General features: G+C 70.4%; 16 protein-coding genes. 12 read left to right on the plus strand and 4 right to left on the minus strand.

Annotated elements, in window-relative coordinates; all coding sequences use genetic code 11:
• Positions 1-19: 19 nt before the first annotated feature.
• Positions 20-2,527, minus strand: a complete 2,508-nt coding sequence (locus tag NK718_RS16890) for a GcvT family protein (RefSeq protein ID WP_254744664.1) — start codon at positions 2,525-2,527, stop codon at positions 20-22.
• Positions 2,528-2,739: 212 nt separating this feature from the next.
• Here NK718_RS16890 and NK718_RS16895 point away from each other — a divergent pair, with 212 nt between their 5' ends.
• The 3 genes from NK718_RS16895 (at position 2,740) to NK718_RS16905 (ending at position 6,651) form a co-directional block, all read left to right on the plus strand.
• Positions 2,740-4,287 (plus strand): trimethylamine methyltransferase family protein, encoded by a 1,548-nt coding sequence (locus tag NK718_RS16895; RefSeq protein WP_254744666.1) that lies wholly within the window; start codon positions 2,740-2,742, stop codon positions 4,285-4,287.
• Positions 4,288-4,372: 85 nt separating this feature from the next.
• Positions 4,373-5,521, plus strand: coding sequence for an iron-containing alcohol dehydrogenase (locus NK718_RS16900; RefSeq protein WP_254744668.1), 1,149 nt, complete (start codon positions 4,373-4,375; stop codon positions 5,519-5,521).
• 20 nt (positions 5,522-5,541) lie between these two features.
• Positions 5,542-6,651, plus strand: a complete 1,110-nt coding sequence (locus NK718_RS16905) for a mandelate racemase/muconate lactonizing enzyme family protein (protein ID WP_254744670.1) — start codon at positions 5,542-5,544, stop codon at positions 6,649-6,651.
• Positions 6,652-7,001: 350 nt separating this feature from the next.
• Here the strand turns inward: NK718_RS16905 and NK718_RS16910 are convergent, their stop codons facing one another.
• Genes NK718_RS16910 through NK718_RS16920 form a run of 3 tightly spaced genes read right to left on the minus strand, consistent with a single transcriptional unit; the run spans position 7,002 to position 12,577 of the window.
• Positions 7,002-8,567, minus strand: a complete 1,566-nt coding sequence (locus NK718_RS16910) for a trimethylamine methyltransferase family protein (RefSeq protein ID WP_254744672.1) — start codon at positions 8,565-8,567, stop codon at positions 7,002-7,004.
• Positions 8,568-8,593: 26 nt separating this feature from the next.
• A complete protein-coding gene (locus tag NK718_RS16915) occupies positions 8,594-11,008 on the minus strand; it encodes a GcvT family protein (RefSeq protein ID WP_254744674.1) in 2,415 nt (804 codons plus the stop codon).
• A gap of 24 nt (positions 11,009-11,032) precedes the next feature.
• Positions 11,033-12,577, minus strand: a complete 1,545-nt coding sequence (locus tag NK718_RS16920) for a trimethylamine methyltransferase family protein (RefSeq protein WP_254744676.1) — start codon at positions 12,575-12,577, stop codon at positions 11,033-11,035.
• Positions 12,578-12,952: 375 nt separating this feature from the next.
• Here NK718_RS16920 and NK718_RS16925 point away from each other — a divergent pair, with 375 nt between their 5' ends.
• The 9 genes from NK718_RS16925 to NK718_RS16965 all read left to right on the plus strand — a co-directional run bounded on the left by NK718_RS16925 (position 12,953) and on the right by NK718_RS16965 (position 22,217).
• Positions 12,953-13,660 (plus strand): cobalamin B12-binding domain-containing protein, encoded by a 708-nt coding sequence (locus tag NK718_RS16925; protein WP_254744678.1) that lies wholly within the window; start codon positions 12,953-12,955, stop codon positions 13,658-13,660.
• Positions 13,661-13,669: 9 nt separating this feature from the next.
• Positions 13,670-14,281, plus strand: coding sequence for a DUF1638 domain-containing protein (locus tag NK718_RS16930; protein WP_254744680.1), 612 nt, complete (start codon positions 13,670-13,672; stop codon positions 14,279-14,281).
• A 3-nt stretch (positions 14,282-14,284) separates the two neighbouring features.
• Positions 14,285-14,584: a virulence factor gene (locus NK718_RS16935; RefSeq protein ID WP_254744681.1), complete on the plus strand. Its 300-nt coding sequence runs from the start codon at positions 14,285-14,287 to the stop codon at positions 14,582-14,584.
• A gap of 1 nt (position 14,585) precedes the next feature.
• Positions 14,586-15,128, plus strand: coding sequence for a methylenetetrahydrofolate reductase C-terminal domain-containing protein (locus tag NK718_RS16940; protein WP_371877312.1), 543 nt, complete (start codon positions 14,586-14,588; stop codon positions 15,126-15,128).
• Positions 15,125-16,159: a methylenetetrahydrofolate reductase gene (locus NK718_RS16945; RefSeq protein WP_254744682.1), complete on the plus strand. Its 1,035-nt coding sequence runs from the start codon at positions 15,125-15,127 to the stop codon at positions 16,157-16,159. Before NK718_RS16940 ends, NK718_RS16945 begins: the two co-directional genes overlap by 4 nt.
• A 100-nt stretch (positions 16,160-16,259) precedes the next feature.
• A complete protein-coding gene (locus tag NK718_RS16950; RefSeq protein WP_254744683.1) occupies positions 16,260-17,165 on the plus strand; it encodes a methyltetrahydrofolate cobalamin methyltransferase in 906 nt (301 codons plus the stop codon).
• Between the two features lie 10 nt (positions 17,166-17,175).
• The gene (locus NK718_RS16955) at positions 17,176-19,176 is read left to right on the plus strand and encodes an ASKHA domain-containing protein (protein WP_254744685.1); all 2,001 of its coding nucleotides are present in this window, start codon (positions 17,176-17,178) and stop codon (positions 19,174-19,176) included.
• 250 nt (positions 19,177-19,426) lie between these two features.
• Entirely contained in the window at positions 19,427-19,717 is a 291-nt protein-coding gene (locus NK718_RS16960) for a hypothetical protein (RefSeq protein WP_254744687.1), read from the plus strand.
• Between the two features lie 253 nt (positions 19,718-19,970).
• Positions 19,971-22,217 carry a mechanosensitive ion channel domain-containing protein gene (locus tag NK718_RS16965; protein ID WP_254744689.1) on the plus strand — a complete coding sequence of 749 codons (2,247 nt, stop codon included), beginning with the start codon at positions 19,971-19,973 and terminating at the stop codon, positions 22,215-22,217.
• Positions 22,218-22,478 lie beyond the last annotated feature (261 nt).

Raw genomic sequence — 22,478 nt, forward strand, 5'->3', positions numbered from 1 at the left:
CTCTCTCGCACGGACGGGGTCAGCCTCTCAACCGCTCGTTGGCGGGATCGAACGGGCTCTCCGGCACGACGGTCGCCCGGCGGCGCTCGCCGAGGATGGTGACCTCGAGCTCCGAGCCCGGCTCGCCGAGGTCGGGCAGGACCATGCCGAGGGCCAGGGACTTGTCGGTTCGCCAGCCGAATCCGCCGGAGGTGGTGCGGCCGACGAGGTCGCCGCCGAGCCAGATCGGCTCCGAGCCGCGCGGGTCGGCGTCGACCGCGCCCTGCACCTCGAGCGTCACGAAACGATTGGAATGTCCACGTTCACGCCATGCGAGAAGCGAACTTCGCCCGATGAAATCCCCCTTGTTCGGCACGACAAAGCGGTCAATTCCAGATTCGAATGCGGAATACTCGTTCGACAGTTCGCGGCCCATCAGCCGGTACGATTTTTCGATGGCCATCGACATCATCGCCCGAATGCCGAACGGCTTGATGCCGAAGCGCGCGCCCTCGCGCATCAGCAGGTCGAACAGAGCGAGCTGCGTCTCGATGGGGTGATGCAACTCCCAGCCGAGTTCGCCGACGAAGTTCACGCGCAGCGCGTCCAGCGTCACGGGGCCGACGGAGATGCGCTGGCCGGTGAGCCAGGGGAACGCCTTGGTCGAGAGGTCGGCGTCGGTCAGCCCCTGCAGCAGATCGCGCGAGCGCGGCCCGGCGACGATCAGCACGCCGTAGGCGGCGGTGACCGGCTGCAGGCGCACGCTGCCGTCCTCCGGCAGCAGCTTGCGCAGGACGTCGTGGTCGTGGCGCTCCAGCGCGCCGGCGGAGACGAGGTAGAACTCGTCGGAAGCCCGCTCGAACACCGTGAATTCCGCGCGCACTCCGCCGCGCGCGGTCAGCAGGTGGCACAGGCCGACGCGACCGCGCCGGGGAATGCGGTTGGCGAGGATCGAGTCGAGCCAGTCGCGCGCGCCGGGCCCGGTCACCACCATCTTGGCGAAGGGCGTCATGTCCTGCAGGCCGACATTGTCGGTGACGTTTTTCACCTCCTCGCCGACGAACGGGAAGTAGTTGGAGCGGCGGAAGCTCCAGCGCTCCTTCACCTTGCCGTCCTCGGCCGGCGGGGCGTGGTTTTCGTTGGTCAGCACGTCGTCGACGTTGAGCTCCGTGGCCGGAACCTCGTAGCCGGGCGGGGCGAACCAGTTGGGGCGCTCCCAGCCATAGACGGAGCCGAACACGGCGCCGAGCGCCTTCATGCGCTCGTAGCAGGGCGCGGTCTTGAGCGGGCGGGCGGCGGCGCGCTCCTCGTCCGGGTAGTGCGGCGTGAAGACGTTGGCGTAGGCCTCCTCGGTCTTGCGGCGCAGATAGCCGCGCGAGGCATAGGGGCCGAAGCGGCGCGGGTCGACGCCGGTCATGTCGATGGTCGGCTCGCCCTCGACGATCCACTCGGCGAGCTGCCAGCCCGCCCCGCCGGCCGCCGTGACGCCGAAGGAGTGGCCCTCGTTCAGCCACACGTTGCGCAGGTCCCAGGCCGGGCCGACGATCGGGCCGCCGTCCGGGGTGTAGCAGATCGCGCCGTTGTAGACCTTCTTGATGCCGACCTCGCCGAAGGCAGGCACGCGGGCGATGGCCGTCTCGATGTGCGGCTCCAGGCGCTCGAGGTCTTCCTGGAACAGCTCGTATTCGCTGGCGTCGTCGGGGCCGTCGACGTAGCAGCACGGCGCGCCCTTTTCGTAGGGGCCGAGGATCAGCCCGCCGGCCTCCTCGCGCATGTACCAGGAGCTGTCGGCCTCGCGCAGCACGCCCATCTCGGGCAGGCCCTGGCGGTGGCGCTCGACGATGGCGGGGTGGGGCTCGGTGACGATGTACTGGTGCTCGACGGGGATGACCGGGATGTCGAGGCCCAGCATGGCCCCGGTGCGGCGGGCGAAATTGCCGGTGGCGCAGACCACGTGCTCGCAGGCGATCTCGCCCTTGTCGGTCGTCACCAGCCATTCGCCGGACGGCGTGCGGGCGATGGCGAGCACCGCGGTGTGGCGGAGAATCTGCGCGCCGCGCCGGCGCGCGCCGGTGGCCAGCGCCTGGGTGAGGTCGGCAGGCTGGATATAGCCGTCGTCGGGGTGCTGGATGGCGCCGAGCAGGCCGTCGGTGACGCAGAGCGGCCAGATCTCCTTCACCTGCGCGGGCGTGAGCACGTTGACGTTGACGCCGATGGTCCGCGCCACGCCGGCATAGGTCATGAACTCGTCCATGCGGTCGCGCGTGCGGGCGAGGCGGATATTGCTGACATGCTTGAATCCGACGTTCTGGCCGGTCTCCTCCTCCAGCGTGGCGTACAGCCCCACCGAGTATTTGTGGATTTGGCCGACCGAGTAGCTGAGGTTGAACAGCGGGAGCAGGCCGGCGGCGTGCCAGGTCGAGCCGGAGGTCAGCTCCTTGCGCTCGACGAGCACGACGTCGGACCAGCCCTTGCGGGCGAGATGATAGAGCGTGGACACGCCGACCACGCCGCCTCCGATCACCACCACCCGCGCGTGCGTCCTCATCCGTCGGCTCCTTCGGTTCCGTGCCCACACTCTCCATCCCCGGGTGCGCCGCCTCTGGCCGAGCGGCGACGCGCAGTGTCGGCGGCGCGCCATGACATGACGCCGGGCGACAACTTCAAGGCGCAACTCCGCCAGTGGCCCCGCCGCGCCGACCTATTCTGGAGCCCGGTGACGAGGCGTGGCCGGCGCGGAGCGCGGCAGGGAGTTGAGCGATGAGCGAGGAGGCACTGGCCTCGGGCCGCGAGGGACGGCGAGGGCGCGAGGCCCGGCGGACGGCGCGGCAGCAGCGGTCGGCTTTGTCCGTGCCGTTCATCACGCGCAACCTCCCGGTGACGAACGTGCTGACTGCCGAGGGGCTGGCGATCATCGAGCACAACGCCGAGACCATCCTGGAGGAGATTGGCATCGAGTTCCGCGACTATCCGCGCGCCATCCAGCTGCTCCGCTCGGCCGGCTGCGACGTCAAGGGCGAGAGGGTGCGCTTTCCCAAGGGCCTCGCGCGCCAGCTCATCGCCAGCGCGCCGACCGACTACATCCAGCACGCCCGCAACCCCGAGCGCAGCGTCCATGTCGGCGGCGACGACATCGTGTTCGCGCCGGTCTACGGCTCCCCCTTCGTCCACGACATCGACAAGGGCCGGCGCTACGGCACGATGGAGGACTTCGAGAACTTCGTGAAGCTCTCCTACGCCTCGCCGTTCATGCACCACTCGGGCGGCACGGTGTGCGAGCCGGTCGACCTGCCGGTCAACAAGCGCCACCTGGAGATGGTCTACGCGCACATGCGCTGGTCGGACAAGCCGTTCATGGGCTCGGTGACGCACCCCGACCGCGCGCTCGACACGGTGCGCCTGTGCGAGCTGCTGTTCGGCGCGGAGTTCGTGCGCGAGAACACGGTCTGCACCAGCCTCATCAACGCCAATTCGCCGCTGGTCTGGGATGGCACCATGCTCGGCGCGGCGGACGTCTACGCCCAGCACAACCAGGCGACCATCATCACCCCCTTCATCCTCTCGGGGGCGATGAGCCCGGTGACGGTGGCAGGCACGCTGTCGCAGGTGCTGGCGGAGGTGCTGGCCGGCGTGTCCTTCGTGCAGCTCGTGAAGCGCGGCGCGCCGGTCATCTTCGGGACGTTCGTGTCGACGCTCTCCATGCAGTCCGGCGCGCCGACCTTCGGCACGCCGGAGGCGGCGCTGGCCATCTACGGGGCCGGGCAACTCGCCCGCCGCTGCGGCCTGCCCTTCCGCACCGGCGGCTCGCTGTGCGCCTCGAAAATTCCGGACGCGCAGGCGGCCTACGAGAGCGCTCAGACGCTGGTGCCGACCATCCACGCGGGCGCGAACTTTGTGCTGCACGCGGCCGGCTGGATGGAAGGCGGGCTCGCCAGCTCCTACGAGAAGTTCGTGATGGACTGCGACCAGCTCGGCATGATGCACGTGCTCGCGCGCGGGGTCGACATCAGCGACAACGGCCAGGCGATGGAAGCCTTCCGCGAGGTGCCGCCCGGCGGGCATTTCCTCGGCTGCGCCCACACCCAGGCCAATTTCGAGACCGCCTTCTACCGCTCCTCGGTGGCGGACAACAATTCGGTCGAGCAGTGGACGGCGGAGGGCGGCCTCGACGCGCCGCGCCGCGCCAACGCGCTGTGGAAGAAGATGCTGGCCGAGTACCAGCCGCCCGCCATCGATCCGGGCGTCGACGAGGCGCTGCGCGATTACATCGAGCGCCGCAAGGCGGCGATGCCCGACGCAACCCACTAAACCGGGTCGCCGCGCCGTCTTGCGGCGAAGCTGACGCTGGACCAAGCTCGCCGTCGTCGCCACGCTGTCGAGCAGGAGAACGAAGGTGCCGGTCAGTCTCGAACCCGTCCCGCCCATCGTGCAGGGAGAGGGCGCTCTCGCCGCAATCGGCGAGCGCGCCGCCGCCCTCGCGGGAGCCGGCGCGCCCGTGCTGCTCGTCGCCGATCCGGGCCTGCGTCCCTCGGGCATGATCGACGAGGCGCAGGCCGTGCTGCGGCGGGCCGGGCTGTCCCCGGTGGTGTTCGACGCCATCAAGAGCGATCCCACCGTGCGGCAGGTGGACGCCGGGGCGGCGCTCGCCCGAAGCGCGGGGGCGCGCGCCGTGGTGGGGCTCGGCGGCGGCTCGGCCATGGACGCCGCCAAGCTGATCGCCGCCGTCGCGCCGGCCGACGCCCCTTCCATCGCCTACGCGCTGTGCGCCGCGCCGCTGCCGCCGAACCCGCTGCCCAAGATCTGCGTGCCGACGACGGCCGGCACGGGGTCCGAGACCACGAGGGTCAGCGTCGTCGCCGACGACGAGGGGGCAAAGCAATGGTTCTGGGGAGCCGAGCTGCGCGCCCAGCTCGTCGTGCTCGATCCGGAGCTGACGGTCGGCCTGCCGCCGCATCTGACGGGCGCGACCGGCATCGACGCGCTCGTCCACGCCATCGAGGCGGCGACCAACGTCAACGCCAACGTCGCCAACGACGTCTACGCGCACGCGGCGATCCGTCTCGCTTGCCGGCATCTCGAGCAGGCGGTGGCGCATCCGCGCGACCTCGCGGCGCGCGCCGGCATGCAGCTCGCCGCCGCCTTCGCGGGCGTGGCGATCGACAATGGCGGAACGGCGATCGGCCACGCCATCGGCCACGCGCTGGGCTCGCTGCGGCCGATCCATCACGGCCGCGCGGTGGGCGTGGCGATGCTGGCGACGCTGCCCTGGAACGTGGCGGACGACGCGGGCCGGTTCGCCGCCGTGGCGGAAGCGATGGGCGAGGGGCGCGACGCGGCGCGCGTGCCGGACGCGTTCGAGCGGCTGCTGCGCGCGGCCGGCGTGCGCGTCTCCATCGCCGACGAGTTCGCCGGCGTCGACGCGGCGACGCTCGCGGCGCAGATCCGCCGGCCGGAGAACGCGGCGATGCGCAACTCCAACCGCCGGCCGGCGTCCGACGCGGACCTGGAGCGTTTCGCGGCGAGCGTGCTGGCGCAGGCCTGAGCGCGGCAGGGAGGGGCAAGGTGAAGATCGCGTCCATCGAGATCACGCAGCACAGGCTGCATTTCGACCCGCCGTTCCACGCCAGCTGGGACACGCGCCCGCGCACGTTCTGGGACGCCACCATCGTGCGCGTGCATACGGACGAGGGGCTGACCGGCTTCGGCTCGGGCGACCTCATGGTCGGCTTCGCCGGCCACGAGCACCTGTTCGTCGGGCAGGACCCGCTCGACATCGAGCGACACTACCGCGTGATCGACAACATCCAGTTCCACTACGGGCGCTGCTGGCCGCTCGACCTCGCGCTGTGGGACCTCGCCGGCAAGATCGCCGGCCAGCCGGTCTACAAGCTGCTCGGCGGACTCACCGACAGGGTCCGCGCCTACGCCTCGTCGGGCACGCTGCGCGACCCGCAGGCGCTGGCCGACGTCGCCGAGGCCTATCTGGAACGCGGCTTCCGGGCGATGAAGATCCGCTTCCACCGCGGCGACTGGCGGAAGGACGTGGCGGCGCTGGAGGCCGTGCGCGCGCGGGTGGGCGACCGGCTGGACCTGATGGTCGACTGCAACCAGGGCTGGCGGCTGCCGTGGGACACCTATCCCGCGTGGTCGCTGAAGGACGCGCTCACCGTGGCGCGCGAACTGGAGCGGGTGCGCGTGTACTGGATGGAGGAGCCGCTGCATCGCGGCGATCGCGAAGGGATGCGCCGCCTGCGGGACATGACGGACGTGCGCATCGCCGGCGGCGAGATGACGCGCGAACTCTACGAGTTCCGCGACCTCATTGCCGGCCAGTGCCTCGACGTGCTCCAGCCTGACGCCGCGCTGGTGGGCGGCATCACCGGACTGCGCCGCGTCGCCGCGATGGCGCAGGAGCACAATTTGGTGTTCACGCCGCACACCTGGACCAACGGCATGGGCGTGATGGCCAACGCGCACCTCGTCTGCGGCACGACGCAGGGCGTGTACATGGAATATCCTTACGACCCGCCGGAATGGGGGCTCGACCGGCGCGACTACATGATGGCGGAGAAGCTCGAGGTCGACGCCGACGGCTTCATCGTCATGCCCTCCGGGCCCGGGCTCGGCTATGCGCTGGACGAGGAGATGCTGGCGAAGACGCGCGTGGCGTAGCGGCGGGTTGGCGCGTTTTTGACGAAACGCGGGTTTATAAGTCAGCCTTCGACTAATGTCGGTCGCCGTGTTGTTTTTGTTGATTGTTGGCCGATGCTGTCGTCGCCCGTTTTCAATTGGTGAGAACCGGTTTTGAATCGGGCGTTTAAGCGACCAAAACCGACCGTTGCTGGCGTGTTTGCGACCGCGCCAAAGGGCTTACGGAGCATTACTGATGGGAGCGCTACGAATTTCTGAGTTCCGCGCGATCTGCCACGAATAATAAGGACCTGGGCTCGGTCATCGGGACTCCACCGCACAAAGGCTCAGGCTCGGCCACGTCATCGAGTTCCCACGCGGCGGGGGGCGCGTCAGTTCACTGGCGCGCCCCCTTCTTGTGTCCGGCGGGCGACGAAGGCGGCGATCTCCTCGGCGGCGGCCTCGTCGAGTTGCGGCTGCTCGTATTCCGACAGGGCCTGTTGCGCGATGGCGGCGGCGCGCTGCGTCGCGTCCCGCGCCCCGTCCGCCGCCCAGGCGTCGAAATTCCGCCAGTCCGACAGCAGCGGCGCGTAGAACGCTGTTTCGTAGCGCTCCAGCGTGTGCGACGTGGCGAAGAAATGCCCGCCGGGGCCGACCTCGGCGATGGCGTCGAGAGCGAGCGAGCCGGCGTCCACCGGCTCCGGCCGCAGGAACGACGCGAAGAGCTGAAGCATCTCGACGTCCATGACGAACTTCTCGAACGAGGCCGTGAGCCCGCCTTCCAGCCAGCCGGTCGCCTGGTGCAGAAAATTGACGCCGCCGGTGATGGCGGACCACGTCGCCATCATCGATTCGTAGGCGGCCTGCGCGTCGGGCGCGTTGGACGTGTTGATGTTCGACGAGCGGAAGGGCAGGCCGTAGCGGCGCGCGAGCTGGCCCGAGACGAGGGCGGCCTTGGCGTATTCCGGCGTGCCGAAGGCCGGCGCGCCCGACTTCATGTTCACGTTGGTGGTGAACGCGCCATAGACGACCGGCGCGCCCGGCCGCGCGAACTGGCTGATGGCGATGCCGGCCAGCGCCTCGGCGTTCTGCTGCGCCAGCGCGCCGATCAGCGTCACCGGGGCCATCGCGCCCGCCAGCGTGAACGGGGTGATGACGGTCGGCTGGTTCATCCGCGCCATCTCGACGATGCCCTCGACCATGGCCTTGTCGAGCTGGAGCGGCGAGTTGGTGTTGATGATGGCGAAGGAGATGGGCTCGCGCTCGATCTCCCCGGGCTTGCGCCCCGCCGCGATCCGGATGATCTCCAGCGCGTCGCGGGTGCGCTGCAGATTGTGGCAGTAGATGCGCGGGGCCTTGTCGGTCAGCGTCACCATCGACTGCAGCCCGACGAGGTGGCGGACCGGCACCGGCACGTCGAGCGGCTCCACCGGGTAGCCGCCGATCACGTGCACGACGTTGAACAATTGGCCGAGGCGCAGGAAGTCCTCGTAGTCCTTCATCGAGCCCGGGCGGCGGCCGCCGGCGAGGTCCGAGCAATTGGGCGGGCCGCTCACCGTCGAGAACACCAGATGCCCGTCGCCGACGCGCACCGTTCGCGCGGGGTTGCGGGTGGCGATGGTGAAGGAGGACGGCGCGGTGGCGATGGCGGTCTCCACCAGCGCGCGGTCGAAGCGCACGCGCACGCCGTCCGCCATGGGCTCCGCGCCCTTCTCGACGCACAGCGCGCGGACGCTGTCCGACTGCACCGAGATGCCGGTCGTCTCCAGCACGTGCAGGGACGCCGCGTGGATGGCCTCGATGGCGTCGGCGGAGAGGATCTCGAACGGCCGGTACGGGTTGCGCAGCTGCCCCCAGGGCGACTGCCGCGCGGCGACTGGGGCCTGCCGGGCGCGCGGCGCGCGGTGGCCCTCCCGGCGCTGGCGTCTGGAAGGCGCGTCCGTGTCGTTCGTCGTCATGGCGGCGTCTCCCGCTATGTCGGGTGTCAGGCGCGCATGCGCGCTCCGTCCGGGTCGAACAACGGCCGCGCCAGCGGCGTCGCCTTGCGGCGCTCGCCGATGATCTCGACCTCGAAGCCCTGGGGAGCGCCGGCGAGCGCCTTCGGCACGTAGCCCAGCGCGACGGACGCCTTCGACCAGTGGGCGTAGCCGCCCGAGGTGATCCAGCCGACCACCTTGCCGTCGTGCCACACCGGCTCGTCGCCGATGGCGTCCGCGTCGGCGGCGTCGACCTGGAAGACGGTGAGCCGCAGCGCGCCGCCGCTCTCCTTCTCCCGCGCCGCCGCGTCGCGGCCGACGAAGTCGGGCTTGCGCAGGTCGACGAAGCGCGACAGCCCGGCCTCGACGGGGCCGTAGATCGGGCGGTACTCGCGCGCCCAGGTGCCGAAGCTCTTCTCCAGCCGCATCGCGTTCAGCGCGCGCCCGCCGAACAGCTCCAGGCCGAACTCGCGCCCGGCCTCGCGCAGCAGCTCGAACAGCGTGCGCTGATACTCCGGCGACACCCAGATCTCGTAGCCGAGATCGCCGGTGAAGCTGATCCGCCCCACGGTGGCGGGCACCGGGCCGATGTCCATGCTCGCGATCGACAGGAACGGGAACGACGCCGTCGAGAGGTCCGCTCGCGTCAGCCCCGCGAGCAGCTCGCGCGAGCGGGGCCCGGCGACGGAGAGGCCCTGCAGGCGCTGGCCGCAGGCCTCGATGCGCACCCCCTTGTCCTGCTTGCGGGAGAGGAACCAGCGCATGTGGTAGGTCTCGGCCGGGCCGGAGCCGATCACCAGGAAGCGGTCCGGCCCCAGCCGGCCGACGGTGAAGTCGCCGATCAGCTTGCCGCGCTCGTTCAGCATCGGCGTCAGCACGATGCGCCCCTGCGCGGGCATCCGGTTGGCCATGATCCGCGACAGGAACGCCTCGGCGCCGGCCCCGGTCACCTCGTACTTGGCGTAGCTCGACGTCTCCATCAGCCCGACGCGCTCGCGCACGGCGGCGCATTCGCGCGCCACGTGCGGGAAGGCGTTGGAGCGCCGGAAGCTGATGTCCTCCTCCGCCTTCTCGCCGGCCGGGGCGAACCAGAGCGGATGCTCGAGGCCGTAGCTCTCGCCGAACACCGCGTTCTCCGCCTTCAGCCGGTCATAGAGCGGTGTCGTGCGCAGCGGCCGCGCCGCCGTCAGCTCCTCGTTAGGGAAGCGGATGCGGAAGCGGCGGGAATAGTTCTCGCGCACCTTGGCGTTGGTGTAGGCCAGCGTCGCCCACTCGCCGTAGCGCGCCACGTCCATGGCCCACACGTCGAAGCCGGGGTCTCCCTCCGCCATCCAGTTCGACAGCGCCAGCCCGACGCCGCCGCCCTGGCTGAAGCCGGCCATCACGCCGCAGGCCACCCAGTAATTGCGCAGGCCGCGGATCGGGCCGATCAGCGGGTTGCCGTCCGGCGCGAAGGTGAAGGGGCCGTTGATGACCTTGCGGATGCCCGCCTTCTCCAGCACCGGATAATGGGCGAAGCCCACCTCCAGCGAGGGGGCGATGCGGTCGAGGTCGTTGGGCAGCAGCTCGTGGCCGAAGGTCCACGGCGTCTCGTGCTCCGACCACGGCGTCCCGGCGCGCTCGTAGGTGCCGAGCAGGATGCCGCCGCGCTCCTGGCGCATGTAGATTTCGCCGTCGAAATCGACGACGTGGAGCATCTCCTTGTCCTGTCCGGCCAGCTCCGGGATGTCCTCGGAGATGATGTACTGGTGCTCCATGGCGAGGATCGGCAGTTCGAGCCCGGCCATGCGGCCCACCTCGCGCGCCCACAGGCCGCCGGCGTTGACGACGTGCTCGGCGTGGACCTCGCCCTGCTCGGTGGAGACGGTCCACGTGCCGTCGGCGCGCTGCGCGAGGCCGGTGACGCGGTTGTGGCGGACCACTTCCGCGCCGCCGATCTGCGCCGACTTGGCGTAGGCGCTGGTGACGCCCCACGGGTCGACATGCCCCTCGATGGGGTCGTAGAGCGCGCCCACGAAGTATTTCGGGTCCATCAGCGGGAACAGCCTGTGCGCCTCCTCGATGGAGAGCAGGTCGAGCTCCATGCCGAGATAGCGCCCGCGCGCGTGGACCATCTTCAGCCAGTCCATGCGCTCGCGCGTGCCGGCCAGCATCAGGCCGCCGGTGAGGTGGACGCCGCAGGACTGGCCGGAGATCGCCTCGATCTCCTTGTAGAGGTTGATCGTGTATTGCTGCAGCTTGGCGACGTTCGGGTCGCCGTTGATGGTGTGCATGCCGCCGGCGGCGTGCCAGGTCGAGCCCGAGGTCAGCTCGGACCGCTCGATCAGCATCACGTCCTTCCAGCCGACCTTCGTCAGGTGGTAGAGCACGCTGGCTCCCACCACGCCGCCGCCGATCACCACCGCCCGTGCATGGGATTTCATGCTCGCGTCCCCGTCTGTCCCCGTTCAAAAGTCCGTCGGCACGCCGCCTTCCGCCTTGCGGCGAGCCACGAAGGCTTCCAGCTCCTCCAGCGTCGACGGGTCGATCGGCGGCGCCTCGTAGCGGTCCAGTTTCGCGCGGTAGAGGCGGTTGGCCGTGTCGTAGGCGGTCGGCGATCCCGCCTCGCGCCAGGTCTCGTAGTTGCGCCAGTCGGAGATCATCGGCGCGAAGAAGGCGTTGCGGTAGCGCGCCTGGGTGTGCGCGCAGCCGAAGAAATGCCCGCCCGGGCCCACCTCGCGCATGGCGTCGAGCGCCAGGTCCTCCGGCGTCACGCCGACGGGGCGCAGGAACTCGGCCACCATGCCGAGCAGGTCGGCGTCGAGCACCATCTTCTCGAACGAGGCGTGCAGCCCGCCTTCCATCCAGCCGGCGCCGTGCATCAGCAGGTTGACGCCGCCCATGATCGCTCCCCACAGCGAGAACACGCTCTCGTAAGCCGCCTGGGCGTCGAGCGTGTTGGCCGCGTTGGCGTTGGAGGAGCGGTAGGGCAGGCCGTAGCGGCGGGCGAGCTGGCCGCCGAGCAGGCAGGCCTTCATGTATTCGGGCGTGCCGAAGGCCGGCGCGCCGGACTTCATGTCCACGTTGGACGTGAAGCCGCCATACACGAAAGGCGAGCCGGGCCGCACAGTCTGGGCCAGCACCAGCCCGGCCAGCGCCTCGGCGTTCTGCTGCGCCACCGCGCCGGCGATGGTCACCGGGGCCATCGCGCCGGCCAGCGTGAACGGTGTCAGCACCGTCACCTGGTTGCGCTTGGCCATCTGGATGACGCCCTCCAGCATGGGCGCGTCGAGGCGCAGCGGCGACGACGAATTGACGATGGTGAACAGCGAGGGCTCGACCTCGAGCGTCGCGTCGTCGACGCCGCGCGCGATGCGCGTCAGCTCGATGGCGTCGAGGTTGCGCTGGCGGCCGAGCGAATAGGCGTGGATCGGCTTGTCCGACAGGGTGAGCAGGTCGAACAGCGCGTCGAGGTGGCGAACCGACGGATGGATGTCGGCCGGCTCGACCGGGTAGCCGCCCCATACATGCACCGCGTCCAGGCTGTGCCCGAGGCGGATGAGGTTCTGGTAGTCGGCGCGGTTGCCGGGCCGGCGTCCGCCCTCCCGGTCGGCGACGTTGGGGGCGCTCGCCACCGAGCAGAAGGCGACGGCGTCGCCGCCGATGGTCACGTTGCGCGCCGGGTTGCGGGCGTGCAGCGTGAACTGGCGCGGCGCGAGGCCGATCTGCTTCTCCACCAGCTCGCGCGGGAAGCGGACACGCTCGGAATCGGGAGAAACCTCGGCGCCTGCCTCGCGCAGGATCTGCCGCGCGCCGGCGTGCAGGAAGTCCATGCCGATCTCTTCGAGCACGGTCAGCGACGCCGCGTGGATGGCTTCCAGCTCGTCCTCCGAGACGGCCGGGACGGGGGCGAAAGGCAGCCGGGGCTGCGGCCGTTGGGCGGGGGCCGGTTCCGCCTCGCCGCGTCCGCCTCGCCGGCCGCGCCGTCCCCGGGCCTCGCTGCTCACATCCATCGACGCCAAGTCCCCCCCGGAACCACGCGGCGAGTCCGGAGCGGCTTCGCACAGCCCCGCGCCGCTCGTCGTCTCGGGTCAGTGTGTGGGAGGACAATGCCCCGAAATGGCTTGGCTGCGACGGTTGCTGTCCCATTTGGGACTCGGGAAGACGGACGGCTCGGCCGCCTTGCCGCGCCGGGCTCCGGATCAGGTTGCGCCGGCGCGACGCCGCTCGGAGGGGGCGAACCGAGACGGGCCGACGCGCCGCATGTCGCCTTCGGCCTATCCGGTGTCTTACGGACGATAATGCGCTATAGCAAACCGCGACAAGCTGAAGACAGCCGGTTCCGGCCTCGAAAAAGGGTCCCCGGCGGCGATGTGGAGTTGCTTGCAATGGCTGCAGCGGACGACCTCGACCTGAACTCCCTTTCCGACGACGAACTCGTCGAGCAGATGCATGACGACCTGTACGACGGGCTCAAGGAGGAGATCGAGGAAGGCGTCCGCATCCTGCTGGCGCGCAACTGGACGCCCTACGACGTGCTCACCACGGCGCTGGTCGAGGGCATGCGGATCGTCGGCGAGGACTTCCGCGACGGCATCCTGTTCGTGCCGGAAGTGCTGATGTCGGCCAACGCCATGAAGGCCGGGATGTTCATCCTGCGCCCGCTGCTGGCGGAGACCGGCGCGCCGAAGATCGGCAAGATGGTGATCGGCACGGTCAAGGGCGACATCCACGACATCGGCAAGAACCTCGTCTGCATGATGATGGAAGGCGCCGGGTTCGAGGTGATCGACCTCGGCATCAACAACCCGGTCGAGAACTATCTCGAAGCCATCGAGACGCACCAGCCCGACATCGTCGGCATGTCGGCCCTGCTGACCACCACCATGCCGTACATGAAGGTCGTCATCGACACGCTGAAGGAGAAGGGCATCCGCAACGACCACGTCGTGCTGGTCGGCGGCGCTCCGCTCAACGAGACCTTCGCCGAGTCGATCGGCGCCGACGCCTATTGCCGCGACGCCGCGGTGGCGGTGGAAACCGCCAAGAGCTTCATGGCCCGCCGCCAGGGCTCCGGCGTCGCCCGGTCCAGCTAGGAGCGTGCCGTGCCGACGCCCCGCCGCACGCTGGTGATCGCCTGCGGGGCGCTCGCCCGCGAGCTGCTGGCGGTGGTCGAGGCGAACCGGCTGGAGGGGCTGGACGTCACCTGCCTGCCCGCCATCCTGCACAACCGGCCGGAGCGGATTCCGGGCGAGGTGCGGCGGAAGATCCGCGCCAATCGCGACCGCTACGACGACATCCTCTGCCTGTACGGCGATTGCGGCACGGGCGGCCGGCTCGACGCCGTTCTCGCCGAGGAAGGCGTGTCGCGCATCGAGGGGGCGCACTGCTACGAGTTCTTCGCCGGCGCGACCGACTTCGCGGCGCTGGCCGAGGAAGAGCCCGGCACGTTCTACCTCACGGACTATCTCGTCCGGCATTTCGACCGGCTGGTCGTCAAGGGCCTGGGGCTCGACCGCTACCCCGAGCTGCTGAAGGACTATTTCGGCCACTATGCGCGGGTCGTGTACCTCGCCCAGCTCGACGACCCGGCCCTGACGCGCCGGGCCGAGGCCGCCGCTGCTCGGCTGGGGCTCGCCTTCGAGCGCCGCTTCACCGGCCTCGCAGGGCTTTCCGCCTTCCTTCCCCCGTCCCCCGACACCCAGCCCGGAGCCTGACCATTGGCGCAACTCATCGTCGTCTACTGGCGCGACATCCCGGCGCAAGTGATCGTCAAGGCCGGCCGGCAGACCGCCAAGCGGGAACTGCCCGAGCGCTTCGTGCAGGCCATCGACGCCGCCGCCATGCGCTCCGGCGCGCAGGCGACCGACGACTATCTCGCCGACTGGCGGCGCGCCGAGCCGACGCCGTGCGGCGACGACCTGGAGGCCGAGGCCGAGGCGGCGGCGCGGCGGCTGGAGGCCGAGTACGACAAGGCGCGGCTCGTCGAGCTTGTCGCGCGCCACGGCCGGGAGGCCTGAGATGCTCACGCCGGCCGCCTTCGAACCCGCGGGCCGGCGTCCGCCGATGGTCGGCTCGTGGCGTCCCCGCCTGTTCGCGGTGCGCCACGCCGCGGCGGCGGAACGTTTCTACGCCGGGTTCGAGCGCGTGCTGCTGGCGCTCGCCCCGCTGGCGCGGCGCGTCGGCTACGACCGGGCCGAGGGCACCGTCGCGCTGGTCGAGCGCGCCGTGAAGGGGCCGCTGTTCGACTGCCGCATGTGCGGCCAGTGCGTCCTGTCCTCGACCGGCATGTCCTGCCCGATGAACTGCCCCAAGGCGCTGCGCAACGGGCCGTGCGGCGGCGTGCGGCAGGACGGCACGTGCGAAGTGTATCCGGACATGCCGTGCGTCTGGGTCCAGGCGTGGGAGGGTAGCCGGCGCATGGCGGACGGCGACCGCATCGCCGAGGCGCAGCCGCCGGTGGACCACCGTCTCAAGGGCACGTCGTCGTGGCTGCGCGTCATGCGCGCCAAGCGGCCGGAGCCCGCGCCGGAGGGCGCGCGCAAGGGAGCCGCGACGGGATGAGGCCGCACCCAGACGACATCGGGCCGGAGCCACACGCGCCGCTGCCGCCGCTGCCCGGCCACTCCTCCCGGGGCCGGCTGGAGCGCGTGCTGCGGCGCGGCGAGTTCGCCGTCACCGCCGAGCTGAATCCACCGGATTCCGGCGACGCCGAGGACGTCTACGAGCGCGCCCATATCTTCGAGGGCTGGGTCGACGGCATCAACGCGACCGACGGCTCGGGCGCGCACTGCCACATGTCGAGCGTCGCCATCTGCGCGCTGCTGACGCGCATCGGCTATTCGCCGGTGATGCAGATCTCCTGCCGCGACTACAACCGCATCGCCATCCAGGGCAACGTGCTCGGCGCGGCGGCGCTGGGCGTGTGCAACGTGCTGGCGCTGACCGGGGACGGCGTGCAGTGCGGCGACCATCCCGAGGCGAAGCCCGTCTTTGACCTCGACTCGACCTCTCTGCTGCACACCCTACGCACCATGCGCGATGAGCAGCGTTTCCTCTCGGGCCGCAAGCTCAGCTCCGCGCCGCAGCTTTTTCTCGGCGCGGCCGAGAACCCGTTCGCGCCGCCCTTCGACTTCCGGCCCCTGCGGCTCGCCAAGAAGATCGCGGCCGGCGCGCAGTTCTGCCAGACGCAATATTGCTTCGACGTGCCGCGGTTTCGACAGTTCATGGCGCGGGTGCGCGACCTCGGCCTGCACGAGAAGTGCTTCATTCTCGTGGGAGTGGGGCCGCTCGCTTCCGCCCGCACCGCGAAGTGGATGCGCGCCAACGTCGCCGGCGTTCACATCCCCGACCCTGTCATCGCGAGGCTGGAGGGCGCGGCCGACCAGAAGCGCGAAGGCAAGCGGCTGTGCATCGACATCATCCAGGAGGTGCGGGAGATCCCAGGCGTCGCCGGCATCCACGTCATGGCCTACCGCCAGGAGGAGTACGTGTCGGAGATCGTCCACGAGTCGGGCGTGCTGCGCGGCCGCACGCCGTGGCGGCGCGACTTCCAGCCGCGCTTGGAGGCCGTGGAATCGCTCGGCTCCGGCTGACGGGCATTGACAAGCCCGCCATATCGGCTCTTTTGCGCTGCAGCGACGACCCATCCCCCATCGTGCCCCCGACGCCGACTTCGCCCCCCAGGAGGACCGCATGACCGAGACTGTGCTCACGTCCGAAAAGCAGAAGGTCGTGATCGGTTTCGACCACCGTTTCGTGATGATCGGCGAGCGCATCAACCCGACCGGGCGCAAGCTGCTGGCCGAGGAGATGGCGCGGGGAGACTACAGCCGCGTGCTCGCCGACGCCGTCGCGCAGGTCGAGGCCGGGGCGCAGATGCTCGACGTCAACGCCGGCATCCCGCTCGCCGACGAGCCGGCCATCCTCGCCGAGTGCGTGCGGCTGGTGCAGGACACCGTGCCGGTTCCGCTGTCGATCGATTCGTCCATCGTGGCCGCCCTGGAGGCGGGGCTCGCCGCCTATCGCGGCAAGCCGCTGGTCAACTCCGTCACCGGCGAGGAGGAGCGGCTGGAGCAGGTGCTCCCGCTCGTCAAGAAGTACAACGCCGCCGTGGTCGCCATCTCCAACGACGAGACCGGCATTTCCGAGGACCCGGACGTGCGCTTCGAGGTGGCCCGCAAGATCGTCGAGCGCGCCGCAGACTTCGGCATCCCGCGTGAGGACATCGTGGTCGACCCGCTGGTCATGCCGGTGGGCGCGATCAACGACGCCGGCCGCAAGCTGATCCACCTGCTGCGCCGCCTGCGCGAGGAGCTGAAGGTCAACACCACCTGCGGCGCGTCGAACTTCTCCTTCGGCCTGCCCAACCGGCGCGGGCTCAACGCCGCCTTCCTGCCGATGATGATCGGCGCCGGCATGACCTCGGCCATCATGAATCCGCTGCACAACGAGGACATCCAGGCGATCCTCGGCGCGGACGTGGTGATGGGGCACGATCCGAACTGCGGCTCGTGGATCCGCAAGTTCCGCGAGCCCGCCCCCGAGGGCGCGGCCGGCGAGCGCGGCCGCCGCGAGGGCCGTCGCCGCGCGCGCGGCTGAGGGCGAGGCCTTGGCCGACCATCTCGTCGTCTTCACGCCGTCCGGAAAGCGCGGCCGGTTCGCCGAGGGCACGCCCGTGCTCGAGGCGGCGCGCCAGCTCGGCGTCGACCTCGACTCCGTGTGCGGCGGGCGCGGCATCTGCGGCCGCTGCCAGGTCGAGATCGGCGAGGGCACGTTCTCCAAGCACGGCATCGAGTCCGGCGCGCGCCACGTGACGGCGTGGAACGCCGTCGAGGCGCGCTACGCGGCCAAGCGCGGCGCGCTGGCGAACGGCCGCCGGCTGGGCTGCCAGGCGCGCGTGACCGGCGACCTCGTGGTCGACGTCCCGCCCGACAGCCAGGTCCACCGCCAGGTAGTGCGCAAGCGCGCCGAGGCCCATCCCATCGAGATCGACCCGGTCGTCCGGCTCGCCTTCGTCGAGGTCGCGCAGCCGGACATGCACGACCCGGCGAGCGACTTCCGCCGCCTGCAGGCGGCGCTGGCGGCGCAGTGGGGCGTCGAAGGCGTCACCGCCAGCCTGCCGGTGCTCGCCACGCTGCAGGCGACGCTGCACGCAGGCGAGTGGAGCGTCACCGCCGCCCTGCGCGGACGCGAGATCGTGGCGCTGTGGCCGGGCCTGCGGGAGCGGGCGCACGGCATGGCGGTCGACGTGGGCTCGACCACCATCGCCGCCCATCTCACCGACCTCATCACCGGCGAGGTGGTCGCCTCGGCGGGCCTGATGAACCCGCAGATCAGGTTCGGCGAGGACCTGATGTCGCGCGTCTCCTACGTGATGATGAACCCCGGCGGGGAGCGCGAGCTCACCTCCTCGGTGCGCGAGGCGCTGGACCGCTTGGTCGGCGACGTCGTCGCCGAGGCGGGCATCGACCGCGCCGACGTGCTCGAGATGACCGTGGTGGGCAACCCCATCATGCACCACCTCCTGCTCGGGCTGAACCCGGTGGAGCTCGGCGGCGCGCCCTTCGCGCTCACCATCGACGGGGCCTACGAGGTCCCGGCGCGGGACCTCGGCATCGTCATCGCCCCGGGGGCGTATGTCTACGCGCTGCCCTGCATCGCCGGCCATGTCGGGGCCGATACGGCGGGCGTCGTGCTCTCCGAGGGGCCCTACCTCAAGGACGAGCTGACGCTGCTGGTCGACGTCGGCACCAACGCCGAGATCGTGCTGGGCAACCGCCAGCGGCTGCTGGCCTGCTCCTCCCCCACCGGGCCGGCCTTCGAGGGGGCGCAGATCTCCTGCGGGCAGCGGGCGGCGCCGGGGGCGATCGAGCGGGTCAGGATCGACCGGCAGACGCTGGAGCCGCGCTACAAGGTGATCGGTTGCGACCTGTGGTCGAACGAGCCGGGCTTCGAGGAGGCGACCGCCTCCACCGGCGTCACCGGCATCTGCGGGTCCGGCATCATCGAGATCGTCGCCGAGATGTGGCTTTCGGGGATCATCACGACGGACGGGGTGATCGACGGCGGGCTGGCGGAGCGCTCCCCGCGCATCGAGGCGACGGGGCGGACCTTCTCCTACCTCGTCCGGGAGGGCGAGCCGCGCCTGTCGATCAGCCAGAACGACGTGCGCGCCATCCAGCTCGCCAAGGCCGCCTTGTACGCCGGCATCCGCCTGCTGATGGACCGCTACGGCGTTGACAAGGTTGAGAGAATTACGCTGGCCGGCGCGTTCGGCAGCCATATCGACGTGCGCTACGCCATGGTGCTGGGGCTGATCCCGGACTGCGACCTCTCCAGGGTCGCCTCGGCCGGCAACGCGGCGGGGACGGGAGCGCGGATCGCCCTTCTCAACCTGCGGTCGCGGGCCGAGATCGAGAAGACGGTGCTCGGCATCGAGAAAATCGAGACGGCGCTGGAGCCGGCCTTCCAGGAGCACTTCGTCAACGCCATGGCGATTCCCAACAAGGTCGAGCCGTTCCCGGAACTCGCCAAGGTTGTGGAGTTCCCGACGCCACGCGAATCGGTTGCGGAATCCGGCGGCCGCCGTCGGCGCCGGCGCGACGGCTGAGCTTCCGAAAACGCGGATCGAAACCGCGCGGAAGGATTCCTGTTCCGCGCGGAATCCGCCCCCGAACACCGCCTTTATCAAGTCTTCGAGATTGATTCCGCGAATTCGGGCCGTTTTCCGTTCGGATTCCGCCGCGCGGCCCGCCGAAGCCCGCTGGGCTCGGCAACCTCCGCCCCGGTTGCGAGTTGAAGGCTGGACGCTTCCCGGCCGCGCCCGCGCGCCGGCGACCTCGACTACCCTGGAGTCCCGAATGGTTTCCGAGCTGATGCAGACCCTCGAACTGTCGCTTCAAACCGCGAACAGCCGGCTGTCCTTCGTGGTCACCGAGCCGCCTTCCGCCGAGGACCACATGACCCTCCTGCTCGACGGCGCGCTGTCGGCGGCGCGGCGGCACAACACGCCGCTGGTCGAGATCCAGCTCGCCATGGAGCAGTTTCCCTCGATGGGCCCGCAGTACTGGCACGTGCCGGTGACCGAGTCCGGGGACCGCAATATCGTCCGGCTGGTCTTCGAGCCGTCGCTGACGCGCACGGCGGCCTGAACGGCTATACGAAACCTTAACTTGGTGAGAGCCCCGCCGGAGCTACCATCGGCCCGGTCACGAAGAGTGGCGATTGCTTCCAACTTGAGCCCTGCCTTCGTGGCGGGGCTTTTTTATGCGCTGCTTCATTGCGCAACCCTATAGTCAGTTAAGTTGCGGTCCTCGCGTTGCCTTGATCTATGCAAGGTCGTCGACGCGCTTTAAACATCCGACAAGCTCCCTCCGAACCCGGGAGCCGGGGTGGGGGACTTTCATGATGCTGCGCAGCCTCGTCGCGACGCTCGGACTGGTGCTGGCGCTCTGGCTCGGCGCGGGCCCGGCCCTGGCGCAAACCGCCGCGCCGCCGGCCGGCATGAGCCGCGAGCAGTTCGACCAGCTCGTCAATTCCATCAGCGAGGCGGTGGCGCAGAAGCTGCGCGAGGAGGGCAAGGCCGTCCCGCAGGCCCCGGCGCAGCCGCCCGTTGCGGCGCGGCCGGCCGAGGCCGAGGCGGCGGACCCGATGGCGCAGCAGGTCGGCGACTTCGTGTCCCGCGCCCAGCGCGTGCTCTCCGCCCTGCCGGCGTTCTGGGCGAATCTCGCCCGCATCCCGGACGAGCTGGCCGTCGACGCGCGGCGCGGCCCGTTCGCCTATCTCATCCTGCTGGCGCTCGCCTGCGTGGCGGCGGTGGGGGCCGAGGCTGCGACGCGGCGCGTCTTCGCCTCGACGCGGGCGCGGCTTGCGGCGGCGTCCGCGCCGTCGAACGGGCCGCGGGGGCTCATGAGCCTGGCCGGCCTCGCGGCGCTCGACGTTCTCGGGCTCGCCGCGGTGTGGCTGGTCAGCTACGGGGCCATCGGCGCCTGGTTCAACGGGGTCGAGCCGCAGTCGCGGGTCGCCAGCGGCGTGCTGGCGGCGCTGTTCGGGTGGCGGCTCTATCTGTTCGCCTTCCGGGTCGTGCTGCGGCCGGGCGAGGCGGGAGCCCGCCTCGCGTCCGTGTCCGACGACGAGGCCGCGCTCGGCATGCGGCTGGTGTCGCGCGTCATCCTGGCGGTGGTCGCCCTGCGCGTGGTGCTGCGCATGCTCATCGCCATTCACGCGCCGTCGGAGGCGATCAGCGCCGGGCAGCTCGTCGTCAACCTCGTGCTGCTGCTGGTCTTCGTCGCGGTGTCGCGCCGGGGCCGGGATGTCGGCGCGCACTGGTTCGGCGGCCTCGCCGCGCCGGGAAGCTTCGGGGCGTGGCTGGGGGCGCGCTGGCTGATGCTCGCCGTGCCGTTCTGGACGCTGCTGGTCGGGACGCAGGTGTTCGGGGCGATTTCGGCGCGCTTCGCCGTGCCTTCGGCGATGCTGCTGACGCTCAACATCGTCATCGCGCTGCTCGTCTTCGAGACGCTGCTGAAGGCGGTGCTGGAGCGGCTGCGGCCGGCGGCGCTGGCGTCGGAGGAGGCGGCGGCCGATGGGGCGCTGCCGGGAGTGACGCACGTCGCGCCCCCGCTGGCCATGGATGTCGTGGCGCGCAGCCTGCGCGTGCTGGTGGTCATCTTCGCGGCGCTGGCGGTGGCGCAGAGCTGGGTCGTCAACGTGATCGGGCTGTTCGACGCCAGCCAGTGGCGCGAGTTGACGCGCGCCTCGGTGCGGGCGGGGGCGACGCTGTTCGTCGCCTATGTGGCGTGGGAGCTGGTCAAGCTCGTCACCGGCCGCTATGTGGCGCGCCACCAGGTCGGCATGCCGACCGACGAGGACCGCGCGGCGGACAGCGGGGCGTCGCGGCTGGCCACGCTGATGCCGCTGATGCGCGTCGCTTTGGCTGTGGTCATCGGCGTGCTGGCGGTGCTGATCGTGCTGTCGGAGATGGGCGTCAACGTCACGCCGCTGATCGCCGGCGCGTCGGTGTTCGGCCTCGCCATTTCGTTCGGCAGCCAGACGCTGGTGCGCGACATCGTGTCGGGTGTGTTCTACCTCACCGACGACGCCTTCCGCATCGGCGAGTACATCGACTGCGGCAAGGCGAAGGGCACGGTGGAGGGCTTCACGCTGCGCTCGCTGAAGCTGCGCCACCAGAACGGGCAGGTCCACACCATCCCGTTCGGCCAGCTCGGGCAGATCACCAATTTCAGCCGCGACTGGACGACGGTGAAGTTCAACCTGCGCTTCGCCCGCGAGACCGACGTCGAGAAGCTGCGCAAGGCGACGAAGAAGATCGGCCAGGACATGCTGGAGGATCCGGAGATCAAGCCGGAGATCCTCGAGCCGCTGAAGATGCAGGGCGTCGCCGACATCGCCGACCAGGCGCTGGTGGTGCGCTTCAAGTTCACGGTGCGGCCGGGCAAGCCGTCCTTCATCCAGCGCAACGCGATCAAGCGCATGGTCGCGACCTTCCCGGCGCTCGGCATCGAGTTCGCCAGCGCCACCGTCGCGGTGTCGACCTCCGGCGGCGCGGTCGATCCGCACGCCGCCGGCGCCGCGGCCACCGTCGCCCGCCTCCAGGCCGAAGCCGCCCAAAACGCCGGCGCCGCCGCGGGGTAGAAGCGGCGCGCGATGGGGATGGCGGGCCTCCGGCCGGCCGCCAAAGGGCGGACGGCAGTCCGCCCGTTCCCGGAATGCCGGAGCCTTGGCGGAGGCATATCCGGGGGCCAGCGCATGGATGCTGCCGCGAAGCGGCGCTCCATGGAAAAAGGCCATCAGGACGCGCTACGCGCGACATATTGCGCTAGGTGTCGTTTCCAAAGAGGTTGTTCAGCCTCTGCCATGGGCTGAGGCCTCCGATTCCGGCGTGGGGTCTGGTTG

The sequence above is a fragment of the Alsobacter ponti genome (assembly GCF_024294805.1).
Lineage (GTDB): Bacteria > Pseudomonadota > Alphaproteobacteria > Rhizobiales > Beijerinckiaceae > Alsobacter > Alsobacter ponti.

What these genes read in the sequence shown, in the direction of transcription:
- NK718_RS16945 (WP_254744682.1), top strand. Translation starts at nt 15,125, where the DNA reads ATGAGGCCGCACCCAGACGACATCGGGCCGGAGCCACACGCGCCGCTG.
- NK718_RS16915 (WP_254744674.1), bottom strand. Translation starts at nt 11,008, where the DNA reads ATGAAATCCCATGCACGGGCGGTGGTGATCGGCGGCGGCGTGGTGGGA.
- NK718_RS16965 (WP_254744689.1), top strand. Translation starts at nt 19,971, where the DNA reads ATGATGCTGCGCAGCCTCGTCGCGACGCTCGGACTGGTGCTGGCGCTC.
- NK718_RS16940 (WP_371877312.1), top strand. Translation starts at nt 14,586, where the DNA reads ATGCTCACGCCGGCCGCCTTCGAACCCGCGGGCCGGCGTCCGCCGATG.
- NK718_RS16920 (WP_254744676.1), bottom strand. Translation starts at nt 12,577, where the DNA reads ATGGATGTGAGCAGCGAGGCCCGGGGACGGCGCGGCCGGCGAGGCGGA.
- NK718_RS16895 (WP_254744666.1), top strand. Translation starts at nt 2,740, where the DNA reads ATGAGCGAGGAGGCACTGGCCTCGGGCCGCGAGGGACGGCGAGGGCGC.
- NK718_RS16925 (WP_254744678.1), top strand. Translation starts at nt 12,953, where the DNA reads ATGGCTGCAGCGGACGACCTCGACCTGAACTCCCTTTCCGACGACGAA.
- NK718_RS16950 (WP_254744683.1), top strand. Translation starts at nt 16,260, where the DNA reads ATGACCGAGACTGTGCTCACGTCCGAAAAGCAGAAGGTCGTGATCGGT.
- NK718_RS16910 (WP_254744672.1), bottom strand. Translation starts at nt 8,567, where the DNA reads ATGACGACGAACGACACGGACGCGCCTTCCAGACGCCAGCGCCGGGAG.
- NK718_RS16890 (WP_254744664.1), bottom strand. Translation starts at nt 2,527, where the DNA reads ATGAGGACGCACGCGCGGGTGGTGGTGATCGGAGGCGGCGTGGTCGGC.
- NK718_RS16960 (WP_254744687.1), top strand. Translation starts at nt 19,427, where the DNA reads ATGGTTTCCGAGCTGATGCAGACCCTCGAACTGTCGCTTCAAACCGCG.